This is a genomic window from Chloroflexus sp. (assembly GCF_056331925.1).
In genome coordinates this window covers 74,007-92,028 of record NZ_JBWGQH010000014.1, presented here as the reverse complement: position 1 = coordinate 92,028, position 18,022 = coordinate 74,007, and the positions used below count along the sequence as shown (strand labels likewise).

Here is an 18,022-nt window from a genome sequence, read left to right as displayed (position 1 = left end):
CAAATGGATCTCTTTCGCGAAAAACTGCACCAAGCCGGCGAATTGCTCGCCGCACACGACCTTGATCTCTGGCTGATCTTCGTCCGCGAAACGTCAGAGCACACCGACCCGGCGTTAAAACTGCTTGGTCATTTTTCCTTGACGTGGCCGACGGCCATTGCCGTGACACGTGATGGGCACGCCTTTGCCCTGACCGGTCTGGGCGATGATGATGCAGTGCGCTGTACCGGCCTATTCGATGAAGTGCAGCCATACACGCAGAGTATTGGCCCTGAGCTGGTCAGATTGTTGCAACGTCTCGACCCCAAACGGATTGGGATCAATATTAGCCGGAGTGATGTCAGTGCCGACGGATTGACCTACGGTATGTACCTTAACCTATGCGATTACCTTGATGGTACACCGTATCGTGACCGTCTCGTTTCGGCGGAGCATTTTGTAGCGGCGCTGCGCAGCCGTAAGACGCCACAAGAGGTGGCGCGGATGCGAGCCGCCGCCGAGTTGAGCATGCGCATTTTTACCGCAGTAGGTGATTTTCTGCGCCCTGGGGTGAGTGAACGCGAGGTAGCCGCCTTTGTGCACGCGCAAACTGCGGCTGCCGGTGCGACTACAGCGTGGGATCCCACTCACTGCCCTGGTCTGAACGCCGGTCCCAATTCGCCGTGGGGTCATACCGGTCCATCAGACGAAATCATGCGCCCCGGTGAAATCTTCCACATGGATTTTGGCGTGCAGATCGACGGCTACTGCTCAGACCATCAGCGGGTCTGGTATTGCTTACGCCCCGGTGAGGACGAACCACCTGCGGAAGCCCAGCATGCATTCAATGCGGTGAAGGCTGCTATTCGAGCAGCGGCAGCGGCCATCCGACCCGGCGTTGTCGGTTGGGAGATCGATGCCGTTGCGCGCCAGACGATTACGGCTGCCGGCTACCCGGAATACCCTCACGCTCTCGGTCATCAGGTTGGACGAGCCGTGCATGACGGTGGTGTGGGCTTCTACCCTCGCTGGGAGCGCTACGGTGATAAGCCGTATGGCACCATTGATTCAGGGATGATCTTGACGCTCGAGCTTGGCGTGCGCACACGCTACGGCTATATTTCGCTTGAAGAAGAGATTCTAGTAACACCGGACGGTTGCGAGTGGATCGGTCCGCCACAAGAGGAGTTGTGGTTGATCCGGTGAGGTGTGTAGTTGGGTCAACGATGATATTGCTGAGACCGAGTCGCTGATGTCCCGCAGGCGTGGACAGATAGACTGACAGGGTACGCGGCCTTTCGCGCATGTGATCTGCCCTTATTCACCAGATGATGATAAAATCCTACCAGCTCTGATCACAGAGAGCTGGCAGGGATGAATAGTTTACCGGAGATGGAGTACGCATTCGTGACGGCGCCGCCATCGATTCATACCGCGTGAGTGAAACAGACCTGCTCGCTGCGGAACTGTTCCTCGTTACATGCCGATGCCGCTCATCTCACTGCATTCCTCTTTCGTGAGAATGGTTTTGGTGCTCCGGTAACAACTACAAATAGATCGGCGAATTACCCGCAGTGTTTGCGAACGATGATCGGTTAGATCCCGGTGCGACGCGAGGCCGGTACGTGGTACCATTGAGGTGATGACATTACATTGTTTGTGTAACATGCCACAAGATTCCGCTGATAGATTATGGTATACTACTGCCATATCAACGCACAGCGTGATGCTAGCGGGCCACGATGCCGGTATCTTATTTTTGGCGGGGCAACACTGCGAAGCGAGGTGAATGTATCGATAACACCTCGCTCTTCGTCACTTATCACTGTTCATCAACGTATTTGGGAGGTGTGTTCAGGTGAGCGACTCGATCGCAATTGAACTCCGCGATGTCGTCAAGCGATTTGGAGACGTGGTTGCGGTCGATCACGTGAATCTACAGATCCGTGACGGCGAGTTCTTTTCGTTGTTGGGACCAAGCGGATGTGGCAAAACATCAACCCTGCGCATGATTGCGGGCTTTGAACTGCCAACTTCCGGCAGCATTGTAATTCACGGGCGCGAGATGGGATTAACCCCACCTCATCTTCGCCCGGTGAACACCGTTTTTCAGTCATACGCTCTCTTTCCCCATCTAACCGTCGCCCAAAACATTGCCTTCGGTCTTGAGATGCGGAAGACACCCAAGGCCGAGATTGCAGTACGGGTCAAGGAAGCGCTCGAACTGGTGCGACTCAGCGGTCTTGAACATCGTCGGCCACGGCAACTCTCCGGCGGGCAACAGCAGCGGGTAGCGTTAGCCCGTGCGCTGGTCAACCATCCTGAAGTGCTCTTACTCGATGAGCCACTCGGTGCGCTCGACCAAAAACTGCGGAAAGAGATGCAGTATGAATTGAAAAGCCTCCAAGCCCGCGTTGGGATTACGTTCGTGTTCGTGACCCACGATCAGGAAGAGGCCTTGATCATGTCTGATCGGATTGCGGTCATGAATAAGGGGAAGATTTTACAAGTAGGAACACCAACTGAAATCTACGAACGGCCCAACTGCCGCTTTGTCGCCGATTTTATCGGTGAGACGAACTTTATCGATGGCGTAGTCATCGGGCGGGACGGTGCATATACCGTGCTCGAGACACCAGATGGATTACGGTTTCGCGGTGTAGCCATCAACCCCCTGAGTAACGGTACGACGGTAACCTACTCCATCAGGCCCGAAAAGATCCGACTCATGGCGCCTAACGGCGAATTACCACCTGATGGTTTAGCAGGAACGGTGTTGACGGTCAACTACATCGGGAGCGATACCCGCATCACTGTGCTTCTTAACGACCGACGCACCATTGACGTATGGGAGCAGAATACACGCTCCACCGTCGACCGTAATGAGTATTGGCAACCCGGGGAAGCAGCAGTGATCATCTGTCCGCCTGATAATGCACTAGTCCTCAGCGACTGAGGAGGGTCAATGGCAACACTGCACCAACAACAACAGCGCCGTGATCGTCTGCGGTTAGCATTGCTCCTCAGCCCCGGTTTTCTTTGGCTGTTGCTCTTTTTTGCCTTACCGTTGGTGATCATCGTTGTCTACAGCTTTATGACCAACGATGCACTGGGGCGAGTCGTTTACCAACCAACGCTCGACAACTACATTACCATCTTTACCCAGAGTTTGTACATCAACGCATATTGGCGTTCGATCTGGACGAGTGTGCTGACGACGGTGATCTGTCTCCTGATCGGCTATCCGCTTGCCGTCTTCATTGCCCGTAGCCCACAACAATGGCGCATGCCGCTGTTAATGCTGATCTTGATCCCGTTTTGGACGAACTTTTTGGTGCGCATTTACGCCTGGCAGATCATTCTATCGAACAACGGCATTATCAATAGTATACTCGAATTGATCGGGGTAGGCCGGCTGACCCTCCTCAATACGGAAGGGGCTACGTTGATCGGTCTGATTTATGGTGAGTTACCGTTTATGGTCCTGCCGCTGTATGCAGCAATAGATCGGTTCGACTTCACGTTAATGGAAGCAGCAGCCGATCTAGGCGCGAATAGGGTACAAGCGTTTCTCCGCGTGATGTTACCGATGACAATGCCGGGAGTCGTGGCTGGCTCAGTGTTGGTGTTCATTCCGACGCTGGGCCAGTTTGTCGTCTCCGAACTATTAGGAGGGGCGAAAGTCGACTATCTCGGCAACTTGATTCAACGCTTCTTCTTGCGCGCAAATCCGATCAACTGGCCACTCGGTTCAGCGCTGGCGGTACTGATGATGTTAGTCTTGCTGGTGCTGATCATGATGTACTTCCGCGTAACGACGGAGGAAGAGCGATGATCAAAACAGCGCCTGCTACGACAACGGCAACGCGGAGCCGCAAGGTCTTTGTTGCCGGGCAGTTGACGTGGAGCGGGTTGGGATTAGCTCTCTTTTCGGTACTCGTGTACCTGTTTCTCTACGCACCGATCGCCATTCTCGTGCTCTTCTCGTTTACGCGCGACGAGTTTGGGGTACGTTGGACCGGGTTTACTCTCGATTGGTACATCCGCCTCTTCAATAACCCCCGTATGATGGGGGCGGCTTGGAATACGCTCGTGGTGGCGAGTGTCTCTACCCTTGTGTCAACGGTTATCGGCACGCTTCTGGCGATAGCAATGGAGCGCTATCGCTTTCGCGGGCGTAATGCGATGGAAGGACTGATCTATCTCCCAATCGTTGTACCTGAAATCGTGATGGCGGTAGCTCTGCTCGCCTTTTCGGCAATTGTGTTCGATGTGATCAAATGGCTGACCGGAGAGACGCTGCGCCGTAATCTTACGACCGTTACTATCGGTCATATTGCGTTCAGTATCTCGTTCGTGGTGGTCGTTGTACGCACCAGTCTGAAAAACTTCGACCGCCGTCTTGAAGAAGCGGCTGCCGATCTCGGTGCAAATAGCTGGAACATCTTCTGGCGGATCACCTTTCCACTGATCTTACCCGGTATTGCCGGTGGGGCATTACTCGCGTTTACGCTTTCACTCGATGATTTCATCATTTCACTGTTTTTGTCCGGTCCTGGTACCTCTTTACTACCGGTCGAAGTATATAACCGTGTGCGCCGGGCAGTTACCCCTGAAATAAACGCCATTTCAACGTTAATGCTTCTCTTGTCGATGACCCTGGTTGCGCTCTCGCAGCTACTACAGCGACGGCGCTGAGATAGGTTTACGATAGGAAGGGAGGAAAAGATGCAGATGCTCCGGGTATTTCTCGTAGCGCTGTTGCTGGCGCTAACAGCTTGTGGCGGTGGCAGTACCACAGATGGGCCGGGTAATGAGTACGGGGCGAGTGGTGGTGATACCACAACCACCACCGATGGCGTTGATCGCAGCAAGCTGGCAAAGGAACTCTACTTCTACAATTGGTCAGATTATATTGACCCCGCCATCCTCGATCAATTCGAGGCTGAGTACGGCGTGAAGGTGATCATCGACACCTACGATAGTAACGAAGACATGTTGGCAAAGATCCGTGCCGGTAATTCGGGCTACGATCTTGTCGTACCATCGGATTACGCCGTGCAGATCATGATCGCCGAAGGAATGGCACTGCCGATTGATAAGTCGCTCATCCCTAACATCATTCATCTTGATCCAAACTTGCTCGATCAGTATTTCGATAAGGGGAATGTCTATTCACTCCCGTACATGTACGGTCTGACCGGCATTGCATACAACACGAAGTTCTTCCCCAATGGAATTGATAGTTGGGCAGCCATCCTTGAACCAGATCAAGTTGCTGCATTTGCCGGTAAATTCAGCATGCTTGACGATGCGCGGGAGACACCGGGTGCAGTACTGCGTTACATTGGTCAATCACTCAATTCGACCGATCCGACAGCATTAGCGCGGGTGAAGGAGATTTTACTGGCTCAAAAGCAGTACTTAGCAGCATACAACAGCTCGGATGTCAACCGCAAACTCGCCAGTGAAGAATATGTCCTGGCGCATGCGTGGAGTGGCACAGCTATTCAAGCCCGCAATGGGTTGGGTGAAGAGTTTAGCGGTAATCCGAATATTGCCTTTATCGTACCGAAAGAGGGTGGCACTATTTGGATGGACAATTTTGTCATCTTGAAAGACTCGCCACATGCCTACACTGCGCACGTGTTCATCAACTACCTCCTGCGTCCGGAGATCTCGGCCCAGAATACCGAATACATCGGTTATCTATCGCCAAACAAGGATGCCCTCGAGTTGCTGTCGGAGGAGTTGCGCACGCTCTACGCCCAAGGTTTTGCGCCAAATGAAGAGATGTATAAGCGGCTAGAGTGGATCGTGCGTAACGAAGGGACGACGGTTTTTGACGATCTATGGACGGAGATTAAAGGTCAGTAAGAATACGACGATAATGATTCTGTCATAACGACGACGCAGTGCGTCGTCCTCGTTATTTTTCGCACTGTTCACGTTTATCTTAGTAGCAGTCAAATCTGCTACCGGTTTGTGGTATCCTATGCGTATCCACACACTGAGGGCGCGCAGAGGAGGAGAGCATGGAGATCCGCGATCGCCCCGACCACGATCCGGTTGCCGATATGCTGTTGGTCGATGCGTATATGCGTTGGGCCTTACTGGCGGCGGAAGAAGTGATCGGGCGCAACGGGTTAGCCGTGGTCTTGCGCCAAGCCGGTCTTAGCCATCTCATCGGTAACTATCCGCCCGAACATCTGAAGGCGACGAGTGGCCTCACCTTTTACCATTACGCCTCGCTCAACGCCGGTCTACTCAACTTCTTCGGCCGTTCGGCAAGGAGTATGGCACTACGGATTGGCCGACAGACCGCTCGATTGGCTATCGAGCAGCAGAGTGCGTTGTTTGGAACTGCGGCGTTAATCGCCTCGAAGGTCTTGCCATTCGCTACCCAGGTCAAACTCGGCTTATCGGCGATGCAAGCCGGTTTACGTCGGCTTAGTCAGGCAGTGAACCAAGACCGGCGCTTGGCGATTGAGGATCGTGGCGAGGCGTGGGCATACATCGACTACACATGTGCAATGTCAGCCGGTAAGCAGGCAGATGAACCGATTGGTTACATCCAGTGCGGAATCTTGCAAGAAGCATTACACTGGCAAACCGGGCATGAGTTTGCCGTTGAGCAGATGGCCTGTCGGTCAATGGGAGCACCGGCGTCAATCTGGCTGGTGGCGAAAATGCCGGCCTTGCCGGGGCGTTGAGGAAGAAGGAGGGCTGTATGGCCGATTTGACACCTGATCAGATCTACGATTTACTCAACCGGCCTGGCCCACTGTGGTTAGTGGGAGCAAATCTTAGCGGGGCAAACCTGAGTGCCGCAAACCTCAGCGGGGCGAATCTCAGCGAAGCCAAATTGAGTCGTGCGCGGCTGACCGACGCCAATCTCTATCGAGCCGATCTGAGTATTTGTGAGTTGGGTGAAGCAAATCTGAGCTGGGCCAATCTCCGTGAAGCGAAACTCAATTGGGCGCAATTGGTGCGGGCCGATTTGAGCGATGCCGATTTACGCAAAGCTGATCTGAGCTGGGCCAATCTTGAGTTTGCAACGCTGATCGGGGCAAACCTACGTGGCGCCAATCTGAGTGCGGCTGATTTCAGCGGTGCGAATCTGTATGGCGCAAATTTAAGCCTCTGTAACTTAAGTGGGGCCGATCTGCGTGATACGGTGATGATTGGCGCCAATCTGAGCGAAGCTCAACTACGTGAAGCGCAATTGGTTAATCTGAGTGGAGCGAACTTGAGTGGGGCGATCTTGCTTCGCGTCAGTTTAAACGGGGCAAACCTCAACGGCGCGAATTTGGCCGGGGCTAACTTGATGCACGCTAATCTACGTGAGGCGACGCTCGATGAGGTGAATTGCATTGGGGCAAATTTGAGTGAGGCAAACCTTAGTGAGGCAAGTTTGTGCAATGCCGATTTTAGTGATGCTAACCTGAGTGGGATTTATCTCAGTGAGGCACATTTACGCAACGCGAGCTTCACGCGCGCGAATTTGGCGCGGGCCAACTTGAGCGGTGCCAATTTACGCGGTGCGAATCTTTGTGGGGTGAATCTCCGTGAGGCGAGTTTGACCGATGCCGATTTGACCGATGCCGACTTAACCGACGCCGACTTAACCGATTGTGATCTGAGCGGTGCGAAGGGGTTACGGTAGAAGCGGCAGCGACGGGAGCAGATGTGGGTGTAGAAGGGGCGCAGTGCGTCGGCACCGGCCCCCTCACCGAAAATATATTCTGGTCGCTACCGTGCCATCAACATCTTTCGGTCATGCCAACCATTAATCTAATCCACATACGTTTGGCTATCGCCAACACCCACCAAACCGACCGCTTCGAGGATCTCACGCAAGAATCGCCCCGTGTGCGAAGACGGATGACGTGCAACCTCTTCTGGTGTACCAAGCGCCACTACCTCACCACCACCATCACCACCCTCTGGCCCCATATCGATCACATAGTCAGCCGTCTTAATCACATCAAGGTTATGCTCGATCACAACCACCGTATTGCCGGCATCAACCAAACGATGCAAAACGCGCAACAAATGTTGAATATCGGCAAAGTGCAAACCGGTCGTTGGCTCATCAAGAATGTAAATGGTTCGACCGGTGGCAACGCGGGCCAATTCCTTGGCTAACTTCACCCGTTGCGCCTCACCGCCAGAAAGGGTAGTGGCCGGCTGACCGAGTTTGATATAATCGAGACCAACATCGTGTAAGGTCTGCAAGATACGACGTACTCGTGGGACATTGGCAAAAAACTCGAGGGCAGTTTGCACATCCATCTCAAGCACGTCGGCAATCGTCTTACCTTTGTACTTAACCTGTAACGTCTCGCGATTATAGCGCTTTCCCTTACATTCAGCACACCGCACCCATACATCGGCGAGGAACTGCATGTCGATCTTAATTTCACCGTTCCCTTCACAAGCCTCGCACCGTCCACCACGCAAGTTAAAACTGAACCGTCCGGGACCGTAGCCACGTAGCTTCGCTTCGGGTGTTTCGGCAAACAGCTCACGGAGCAGATCGAACAGCTTCACGTAAGTAGCCGGATTGGAACGAGGTGTACGCCCGATGGGCTGCTGATCGATATTGATCACCTTATCGAGTCGTTCGAGACCGTGGAGCGCACGGAAGGGGCCAGGTTTAAGCTGGGCACGGTTGAGTCGATTAGCCAACGCCGGATACAGTGTCTCGGTGATCAGCGATGATTTACCCGAACCGGAAACACCGGTCACGGCGATAAAACAGCCGAGCGGAAAACTTACCGTCACATCGCGCAAATTATTGAGCGTAGCTCCTTCAATCGTCAACCAGCCGTTATCAGGACGGCGACGGGTCGTCGGCACCGGAATAGTAAGGCGTCCCGACAAATACTGACCGGTGAGCGATGTCGGATGTTGCGCCACCTGCTCTGGCGTACCGGCCGTCACGACTTGACCACCCTTCACACCGGCGCCGGGACCAAAGTCGATAATCCAATCGGCGGCCTGCATCGTCTCAAGGTCATGTTCAACGACGATCAAGGTATTGCCTAGATCGCGCAGACGCAGCAGTGAGTCGAGGAGTTTACGATTATCACGCTGGTGGAGACCAATGCTCGGCTCATCGAGGATGTACATAACGCCGACCAGCCCTGAGCCGATCTGCGAAGCAAGGCGGATGCGCTGTGCTTCACCGCCGGACAACGTTGGTGCAGCGCGGTCGAGGGTGAGATAGTGCAAGCCAACATTGTGCAAAAAGCCGAGTCGTTCACGGATCTCCTTCAACACATCATCAACGATGTGTCGTTGAGTCTCGCTGAGATAATTTGGCAACTCTCGCGCCCAATCAAGGGCCTGGGAAATATTCATGCGCGTCACATCACGGATCGAGCGACCGGCCACGCGCACAGCCAGACTTTCTGGACGCAGCCGAGCACCCTGACAATCAGGACACGGCTGCTCACTCATGTACTGAGCATAGTGCTCTTGCATCACATCCGAGCCGCTCTGCATATAACGCCGCCGGATCTCGCTGGCCAATCCTTCCCATGTGCGATAGTACTCACCACGCGAACCGCCCTCGTGTGCCCAGGTAAAGCGGATCCGTTCGTGACCACTACCGTAGATAATCACATCGCGTTGAGCTTGGCTGAGCGAGTCCCAAGGTGCATCGAGATCGATGTGGTAATGAGCGGCTATTGCCTGCAACGCCTTGTAGGCCCACGTGTCCTGTTTTTTACGCATCTCCCCCCAATACGTCACTGCACCATCGTGAATTGACAAGGCTCCATTGGGGACAAGCAGGGCCGGATCGACCTCAAGCCGGAAGCCAAGCCCGGTACAGGTCGGACACGCGCCTTGCGGCGAGTTAAACGAGAACATCTGAGGCGTCAGTTCGGGGAAAGAAATGCCACACGCGAGACAGGTATTGCTCTCACTCATCATCCATTCGCGTGGCTGATCGGGATCAGACGGTTGATCGGCGAGGCTGATCAGAACTTTGCCTTCACCAACCCGCAATGCCGTCTCAATACTATCGGTGAGACGCGTCGTGAACCCGGCGAGGTCACCGTTATCAGTGGTTGAGGGTATGGCTAAACGATCGACAACAATCTCGATGGAGTGTTTTACCTTCTTATTCAGCTTAATTTCTTCATCAAGAGAGCGAATTTCGCCATCAACACGTACACGGACAAAACCTTCGGCTTTAGCTTCGGCGAAAATATCTTTATACTCACCCTTACGCTGCGATACAACCGGTGCTAATACGACAAAGCGTGTCCCCGACGGCAAGGTCAAGATACGATCCACCATCTGCTGGGCCGATTGAGCCGCCACCGGCTGACCACAGCGGTGACAATACTGCTGACCGACACGGGCAAACAACAACCGCAGATAGTCGTAAATCTCGGTAACAGTACCAACCGTCGAACGAGGATTCTTGCTGGCGCTCTTCTGCTCAATAGCGATAGCAGGTGACAAACCCTCGATCAGATCGACCTGTGGCTTCTCCATTTGCCCAAGGAATTGGCGCGCATAGGCCGACAGGCTCTCAACGTAGCGCCGCTGACCTTCAGCATAGAGGGTATCAAACGCCAGCGAACTCTTGCCCGAACCGCTCACTCCGGTCAAGACCACCAACCGATCACGGGGTATCTCAAGATCGATCCCCTTGAGATTATGTTCCCGTGCACCTTTGATCACGATTGTCGACTTAGCCACGACCGTCTCCACGCTGATGCTGTAGAAGCGAAAGCGCCGCCCCACCGGCGACGCCGTTCATATTGCGAGCCGCACCGAGTGCGGCTCACTGTAACGATCTATTCTTAGTATACCACGTATACCACGTTCGGCCAGAACAAACAGACTACTCAACGTGAACCGGCGTATCGACAGTAACCACCACGGTATCGGGCTGCGGTATCGTAACAAAGCGCTGACGCAGGGTAGAGAGCAGAACTGTGAGCGCACCGGTCAGCAAGACCGCCCCAAACAGGTATGGCGCATTCGGCGCAATCAGGTCAAACAGGGTACCGGCCAGCAGCGGCCCTAGCACCATCGTGAGGCTATTAAACGACTGCACTCCACCGAGAATCGCGCCTTGCTCGGTAGCCGACACCGACTGCGAAATCAGGCTGGTCAGCGATGGAGTAAGCATACCACTACCCAGGGCCACGATCCCGATTGCCGGGAAGAGCATCCAACTCGCAGGCGCGAGACCGGTCGCAGCAAAGCCGAGGGCCATCAGAGTCAGACCGGCCAGAGCCAGGCGAGCCTCGCCGAAGCGTGCCACCAATTTGCGGATAAGAAAGCCCTGCACCAACACCGCAATCAACCCGATGAAGGCAAAAACGATCGCATTCTGCTGTGGGCTAAACCCGAAGCGCACGTCGCTGTAGACCGGAAAATTGCTTTGCAGGCCGGCAAAGGCAAGATTAAATAACACACTACCGAAGATAAAAGGTTGAACACGAGGATCGCGCGCGACAGCCGTTAGACGAGTAACCGGATTCAGATTGCGTGACACCGACCGCATCCGCTTCTCTGGTGGCAACGATTCGGGCAAGCGGAAGAAGCCAAACATAACGTTAGCAAAGCTGAGTGCAGCAGCGAACAGCGCCGGTGCCTGCAAGCTAATGTTCACAAGGAGGCCACCGATAGCCGGGCCAAGTATAAAACCGAGTCCAAAGGCAGCGCCGATCATCCCCAGACCACGCGCACGCTCACTGGGAGGTGTAACATCGGCAATGTACGCCTGCGCTGTGCTGATGCTGGCGCCGGTGATACCGGCAGTAATACGGGCAAGGAACAGCAACCCGATAACCGTCTCGACACCGAGGAACGTCAGGTTTTCGGCGACGGCAAAAACGAGATAACTCAGACCGACCCCAAACAGACTCAGCAACAATATCGGTCGGCGTCCGAAACGATCGCTTAACGCACCAAGGATTGGCGCAAAGAGAAACTGCATCAACGCATACGAAGCAGTGAGCGCACCGACCACCAGAGCACGGTTATCGGCCAACCACGACCAACTTGAGCGTTCGACGATTTTGACATATTCAGGCAGCAACGGCAATACAATACCGACGCCGAGGAGGTCGATAAAAATTGTGAGAAAGATAAATAGGAGTGGTGAATGGCGTTTCATAGAAGAGAACCTTACTGTTGATTAGATTGCAACCAAAAAGGTTTGCTGTGCAAATTATATGGCCGTTCACAGATTTTGTCAATACTTTGCACGGAATTTGCACAGTGGCGACATATGGTAGCATGAATAGCAAAAGCAAGGTATCATGAAGCTGCTACGGCCGGCACCTGCCGAACACAGGAGCAGTATGACCTTTCATGGCTTCACAACCGAACGACTCATCGGTATACCGCCGGAATTTTTCACCGACGTCTTACCGGCGATCACTAAACCGAGCGAACTCAAAGTGACACTGCACCTGTTCTACCGGCTTAGTCGGCAGCGTAGCCGTCCCCGTCGGATCAGTTGGGACGATCTGTACCGTGACGAACCGCTCCGTCGTTCATTGCAGGCCCTCAGTTCGCTCCGTTCATTCGAGGAGCTGCTCGAGGAAGGTTTAGCCGCAGCAGTCCGGCGTGGCACCGTCCTGCATTTTGTCGAACCACTCGACGGGCGGGTACGCAACTGGTACCTGATCAATACCCCGACCAACCGACAATGGATCGAGCGCATGGGGACAAGTGGGATCGTTCCACCCTTCGAGGAACCGGCGGAACGGCCGGGCATCATCGAGTTGTACGAACAAAATATCGGACTAGTCACGCCGCTGCTGCTTGAAGAATTACGTACCGCCAGCGACCGTTACCCTGCGGAATGGCTTGAAGACGCCATCCGCGAAGCTGTGCGAGCGAATGTACGTTCGTGGCGTTATATTCAGCGCATGCTGGAGAGGTGGGCCGCCAATGGACGAGAAACTACGCCGTATCAGGCCGGACGACCTATCGATATTGAAAAATATACCGGCGGACAACTCGGACACCTCTTCCGCCGCGGAAGCGACGAAAGCGACCTCTGAGTCGGTGTGTCCGATTTGTCGGGGAGCAGGCTATTACACGCTCGATGTGCGATACGGAGATCCGAACTTCGGCGTATTAATCACTTGTCGCTGTAAGCAGGCAGAAAAAGAGCGTCGCCGTTATGAAGAACTGGAACGGCTCTCGAACCTCGCACCACTCCGTGATAAGATCTTTGCCAACTTTGACCGCACTGTCCCCGGCGTACAACGGGCCTTTGCCCGCGCTTTTGAATATGCGCAAAACCCTCAAGGTTGGCTGATCTTATTCGGCGGCTATGGCTGTGGGAAGACTCATCTGGCGGCAGCCATTGCCAACGAGGCACTCGAACGGCACATGCCGGTGTTATTCACCGTCGTGCCCGACTTACTCGATCATCTTCGGTCGACCTTCGGGCCGAATTCGGAGACGGCCTACGACGAACGCTTTGAACTCGTTCGGGACGTCGCTCTCTTGATCCTCGACGATCTCGGCACCGAAAACACCACGCCGTGGGCGCGCGAAAAACTTTACCAGATCATGAACCATCGGTATAATTATGCTCTACCGACGGTGATCACCAGTAATCGTGACCCGAAGGATATCGATCCGCGCATCCTTTCCCGGATGTTTGATGCTGCCATCTGCCGGGAACGCATCATTATTGAGGCGGGTGATTACCGCCGTTTAAGCCTTGAACAGCGGTACCATCCGCGTCGGCGACGGAACGACCAATCTCGGTCGCAACCGTAACACCACCTGGAACCAGTCGATGGCAACGTGAGAACAGAAAGTATAGCCTTATGACGTTGCGACATTTTCTCTCAGCGGCCGATCTGAACCGTGCTGAAGCCGAAGCGTTGCTCGACCGGGCAGCAGCGTTGAAAGCTACGTGGCGTGCCGGTGTTACCAGCGACCGACCGTTGTTGGGACAGACGCTTGCATTGGTCTTCGAGAAGCCTTCGTTGCGCACGCGAGTGGCGTTCGAGGCCGGAATGACTCAACTTGGTGGTCATCCGTCGTACCTTTCCGCCAATGACATCGATATGGGCGGACGCGAGAGTGTTCCTGATGTGGCACGGAACCTGAGCCGTTGGGTAGCGATTATCGCTGCACGTGTCTTCAAGCACGCAACAGTTGAGACGCTCGCTCGCTATGCAACGGTACCGGTGATCAATGCACTGTCCGACCGAGAGCATCCGTGTCAGGCACTGGCCGATATGCTGACACTCCGCGAACGGTTTGGCCGGTTGCAAGGTTTAACGCTAGCCTACGTTGGTGATGGCAATAACGTGTGCCACTCGTTGATGTTATTAGGGGCGACATTAGGCGTCAATGTACGGGTTGGGTGTCCGATGGATTATCGTCCCGCTCCTGACATTACCGAACTGACCGAGCAGTTAGCCAACCAACACGATGCGACCCTCACGATCACTACTTCGCCGATTGAGGCGGTGAGTGGTGCGGATGCCGTCTATACGGACGTATGGGCTTCGATGGGCCAAGAACATGAAGCCGCTCGTCGTCGCCCCGTCTTTACGCCGTATCAGGTGAACGCAGCGCTGATGGCCCATGCTGCACCGCATGCACTGGCAATGCACTGTCTACCGGCGCATCGTAGTGAAGAGGTAACGGCAGATGTGATCGATGGACCGCAATCGGTCGTGTTTGAGCAAGCGGAGAACCGCTTGCATGTTCAAAAAGCGCTGATCTTATTTTTGCTAGGAAAGTAGCACCGGTAGTAGCGGAAAGAGCGTTATGGCAGGCAACCGGGCAATCTTTGATCGGGCGATGGAACAGTGCCGCGAGGCATCCGCAAAAGGACGCTGGGACGACTCGTTACGCGCGGCAGTGCGCGCTTTACAAGAGTTTCCCCAAGATATTGAAGCGCGCACTGCGGCAGCCGTTGCCTTATTCCAAACGAATCGGTTAGATAAAGCATTGCAGGCGTTTAGCGATCTGTACGAGGCCGACCCAAATAATGCGTTCTATCTCAATTACATTGCTCAGTGCTATCGTCGTCAAGGAAACATTCCTGCCGCCGTCGAGGCCTACAGTGCCCTGGCCGCTCTGCATAGCGCCCAGCAGCGCACGCTGCAAGCAACTGAAGCGTTGCGTGAATTACTGACGTTACAGCCTGAACGAGACGATCAGCGTCGGCGCTTGGCTCAGCTCTATGAAGACCTTGGCGCCATCGCCGAATCAGCCGAGACTCATCTTGAACTGGCTCAACGTCTTCTCGCACGGGGAGAAACGGCTGAAGCGTTGTCTGAGGTCGAGTGGGTTTTGCGCCTCGATGCCAATCACCGCGTTGCCCGTGAATTGGCGACGCGCCTACGCGAACAACTGGGCGGACCGTCTCCCTCCCTTCGCGGTACTAGTAGCTTACGACCAGCCTACCCAACCAGCACACCGCGCGGCTCACATACACAACCTGAGCAGTTGGTCGCTGAAGCAATGGCTTGTCAGCAAGCGGGTGATGAGGAGCGGGCTATCGCTTTGTACGAACAGGCGGTGCAAGCCGGGATCGAACGGGCCGATGTCCTCTATTCACTCGGGTTACTGTACCAAAGTCAAGGTAATCTTAAAGCTGCGGTCAGCGTTCTCACGCGCGCAGCCGGCGACCCCGAATACGCCCTGTCCGCCCACTTTGCGCTTGGTCAAGTCTATCGAGACCTCGGTCAATTACCACAAGCGGCGCAAGAATTTGAGACGACCATCGGGCTGGTTGATCTCGAAACTATCGGCAAGGCCGAGGTTGATGACCTGATTGCAATGTACGAGAGCGCGGCAACGATCTATGAGCAACTGGGCGATCTGGCTCGTGCCTCACTGCTCTATGGTACCCTCGCCGAGTTTCTAGCCAGTAAACGGTGGGGGCGCGATCGTGCTGCCGAGTTCAAAAATCGGGCCAAAGAACTGGCCGATCGCAATATGTTCGCGAAGCTACGCACAATCGGTACCGGTGTTCTCCAACCAGCACCCGCTGCACCACCACCATCTCCACCGATAATTGACCCTGGAAGTGAGCGATGGGGCAAGCTGCGCCCGATCACCGATGTCTTGCGGTCAGGTGAGCGTTCTGAAGAAGAAGTAACACCGGAGGTCACACCAGCAACGCTTGAACAATTGCCGATCATCGAGCGGATGAGTGTGCCGACCAGCCTACCCACGCCAGCATTTCCACCGCCGACGCCGCTCGATCCGTCCGGTCTTGATGAGGTAACGGCCGGCTGGCTCGAACTGAGTGGCACCTATCTTGAACAGGGTCTGCTCGATGCCGCCCTCGACGCTTGTATGGAGGTGATTCACCACAATATCGAATATCTACCCATTCACTTACGTATGGGCGAGATCTATGAACGGCAGGGGCGCCCTGAAGAGGCATTGGCAAAATATCAGTTACTGATCGAGACGTATCAGGTACGAGGCGAAGCCGAAAAGGCGATTGATGTCTATTTTCGCTTTATCGAGCTATCACCCGATTCCATAAATGCACGCTCGAAGTTGGCCGAGATACTACGGCAGACTGGCCGTATCGATGAAGCTGTCGAACAGTCGTTACAGGTTGCCAATACCTATTTTCGCTTGGGTCAAACGAACAAAGCCCTCGAAGAGTTTCGCCGTTTGTTACAATGGGCGCCCAAACATCGCGAGGTACACACTCAATATGGACTGGCCTTGCTTAAACTGGAGCGATTTGAAGCCGCACTCGATGAATTTCGGCAGGCACTCGAACTCGGCTCACCGGACGATCCGGTCGCGCTAGCACGGCTCAACATCACGCTCGCTCTGATAGGCGAACAACCAAATGTCATTTGGGACTCGCTTGCCACCGTTCTGGAGCAATTACGCAAGCATCCCACTGAATTTGCTGCCGTTCAAGCGGAATACCGGGCTGCCCTGTTGATCGACGACCGCGCGTTGCTCCATTATATTCTGGCGATCATCCAACAACAGCACGAGCAACACCATCTGGCTCTCCTTGAGCTTGAACAAGCTCAAATCTTGCTCAACAACGAACCCGATCCGATGCTTCCACTCACCCTCGTGTATCGCGCAGCCGCCGATAGTTATATTGCGTTAGGGCAAGCCGAGCAGGCACTCGAACAGTTACGCAAAGGGCAAGCCGTTGCCGAGCAGACAACGCCCAACTCATCGATCCGCCATCCATTCGCCATTCCACCGTCGCGTGGCGATATGGTGCGTCGCATGGCCGAAGCGTATGCGGTCAGTGATGACTTAGTCGGGGCAGAGCAAGCGTTACTGGAAGCGAAAAAGTTATTGCCATACGATCGGGCGATCTACACCAAGCTGGCGAACGTCTATTTTCGGCAGGGTAAGCTCGCCGAGGCATTGGCCCAACTCGACGAGCTGGCAACATATTACGAAGAACGCCAACAATTGGATTTAGCGATAGAGCTTCTCGAATTCGCAGTACAGCTTGCGCCTAACCATATCGGCATGAGTAACCGGTTGGCGCGCTTACAACTGCGGGTTGGGAAACTCGACCAAGGTTTAGCCGGGCTGGTGCGGGTCAGTGAACTACAAAAACGTGCCGGTCAATTGAAAGATGCCGTTGCGTCGTTACAGGAAGTAGCGCAAACGTACTGGATGTTGAGTGATTATGAACGTGCGCGCGAGATGTACAACCGAATTGTACAGATAGCACCTAACGATGTTGATGCGCGTCAATGGTTGGCCCTCATGCACACCCTCTCGCGTCGCACCAAAGAAGCGATCAGCGAAAAGAAACAGATCGCGCGCATTTTTGCCCAACAACGCGATTATGACAATGCGATTGCCGAGCTGCACCAGATTATTGGCCTCGATCAGAACGATTTAGAAGCCTACTTCATGCTCTACGATATGCTCATGCGACGCGAGGAATACGGACAGGCCAGCCAACTGTGTCGGCGCATGTTGAAGCTGCCGGGAATTGAAACGGAACGGGTGGAAGCGATGTTGAGCGCCGCCAATCGTATGCTTGAGCAACGCAAGCCGGCGCCGCCACAGAGTTGAC

Annotated in this window: 13 protein-coding genes; 11 read left to right on the top strand and 2 right to left on the bottom strand. The window is 54.5% G+C overall.

Translation table 11 applies throughout. The annotated features are described in order from the left end of the window. Window positions 1-3 precede the first annotated feature (3 nt). The 7 genes from AC01ZF_RS09145 to AC01ZF_RS09115 all read left to right on the top strand — a co-directional run bounded on the left by AC01ZF_RS09145 (window position 4) and on the right by AC01ZF_RS09115 (window position 7,645). Complete coding sequence (locus AC01ZF_RS09145) at window positions 4-1,185, top strand: M24 family metallopeptidase (protein WP_424675701.1); 1,182 nt, start codon at window positions 4-6, stop codon at window positions 1,183-1,185. Between the two features lie 652 nt (window positions 1,186-1,837). Then, on the top strand, window positions 1,838-2,935 hold the full coding sequence (locus AC01ZF_RS09140) for an ABC transporter ATP-binding protein (RefSeq protein ID WP_476575307.1): 1,098 nt from the start codon (window positions 1,838-1,840) through the stop codon (window positions 2,933-2,935). A gap of 9 nt (window positions 2,936-2,944) precedes the next feature. Continuing rightward, window positions 2,945-3,814: an ABC transporter permease gene (locus tag AC01ZF_RS09135; RefSeq protein WP_424675699.1), complete on the top strand. Its 870-nt coding sequence runs from the start codon at window positions 2,945-2,947 to the stop codon at window positions 3,812-3,814. Beyond that, window positions 3,811-4,677 (top strand): ABC transporter permease, encoded by an 867-nt coding sequence (locus AC01ZF_RS09130; RefSeq protein WP_476575306.1) that lies wholly within the window; start codon window positions 3,811-3,813, stop codon window positions 4,675-4,677. The genes AC01ZF_RS09135 and AC01ZF_RS09130 overlap by 4 nt, the downstream gene beginning before the upstream one ends. A gap of 30 nt (window positions 4,678-4,707) precedes the next feature. After that, window positions 4,708-5,856: a polyamine ABC transporter substrate-binding protein gene (locus AC01ZF_RS09125; protein ID WP_424675697.1), complete on the top strand. Its 1,149-nt coding sequence runs from the start codon at window positions 4,708-4,710 to the stop codon at window positions 5,854-5,856. Window positions 5,857-6,014: 158 nt separating this feature from the next. After that, entirely contained in the window at window positions 6,015-6,692 is a 678-nt protein-coding gene (locus AC01ZF_RS09120) for a 4-vinyl reductase (protein ID WP_424675696.1), read from the top strand. 17 nt (window positions 6,693-6,709) lie between these two features. Further along, complete coding sequence (locus tag AC01ZF_RS09115) at window positions 6,710-7,645, top strand: pentapeptide repeat-containing protein (protein ID WP_424675695.1); 936 nt, start codon at window positions 6,710-6,712, stop codon at window positions 7,643-7,645. 128 nt (window positions 7,646-7,773) lie between these two features. Here the strand turns inward: AC01ZF_RS09115 and uvrA are convergent, their stop codons facing one another. Together uvrA and AC01ZF_RS09105 are read right to left on the bottom strand one after the other, a co-directional pair. Next, window positions 7,774-10,698: an excinuclease ABC subunit UvrA gene (gene uvrA / locus AC01ZF_RS09110; RefSeq protein WP_424675694.1), complete on the bottom strand. Its 2,925-nt coding sequence runs from the start codon at window positions 10,696-10,698 to the stop codon at window positions 7,774-7,776. Window positions 10,699-10,843: 145 nt separating this feature from the next. Next, the gene (locus AC01ZF_RS09105) at window positions 10,844-12,127 is read right to left on the bottom strand and encodes an MFS transporter (protein ID WP_424675693.1); all 1,284 of its coding nucleotides are present in this window, start codon (window positions 12,125-12,127) and stop codon (window positions 10,844-10,846) included. A 145-nt stretch (window positions 12,128-12,272) separates the two neighbouring features. On the opposite strand from AC01ZF_RS09105, the gene AC01ZF_RS09100 reads away from it, so the two are divergent. The 4 genes from AC01ZF_RS09100 to AC01ZF_RS09085 are packed head-to-tail and all read left to right on the top strand — an operon-like array spanning window position 12,273 to window position 18,021. Further along, window positions 12,273-13,022, top strand: coding sequence for a DnaD domain-containing protein (locus tag AC01ZF_RS09100; protein WP_476575305.1), 750 nt, complete (start codon window positions 12,273-12,275; stop codon window positions 13,020-13,022). Window positions 13,023-13,068: 46 nt separating this feature from the next. Next, window positions 13,069-13,752 carry an ATP-binding protein gene (locus AC01ZF_RS09095; protein ID WP_424675692.1) on the top strand — a complete coding sequence of 228 codons (684 nt, stop codon included), beginning with the start codon at window positions 13,069-13,071 and terminating at the stop codon, window positions 13,750-13,752. A 50-nt stretch (window positions 13,753-13,802) separates the two neighbouring features. Next, window positions 13,803-14,732 carry an ornithine carbamoyltransferase gene (gene argF / locus AC01ZF_RS09090; RefSeq protein WP_424675691.1) on the top strand — a complete coding sequence of 310 codons (930 nt, stop codon included), beginning with the start codon at window positions 13,803-13,805 and terminating at the stop codon, window positions 14,730-14,732. 25 nt (window positions 14,733-14,757) lie between these two features. Continuing rightward, window positions 14,758-18,021, top strand: coding sequence for a tetratricopeptide repeat protein (locus tag AC01ZF_RS09085; protein ID WP_476575304.1), 3,264 nt, complete (start codon window positions 14,758-14,760; stop codon window positions 18,019-18,021). Window position 18,022: the final 1 nt, after the last annotated feature.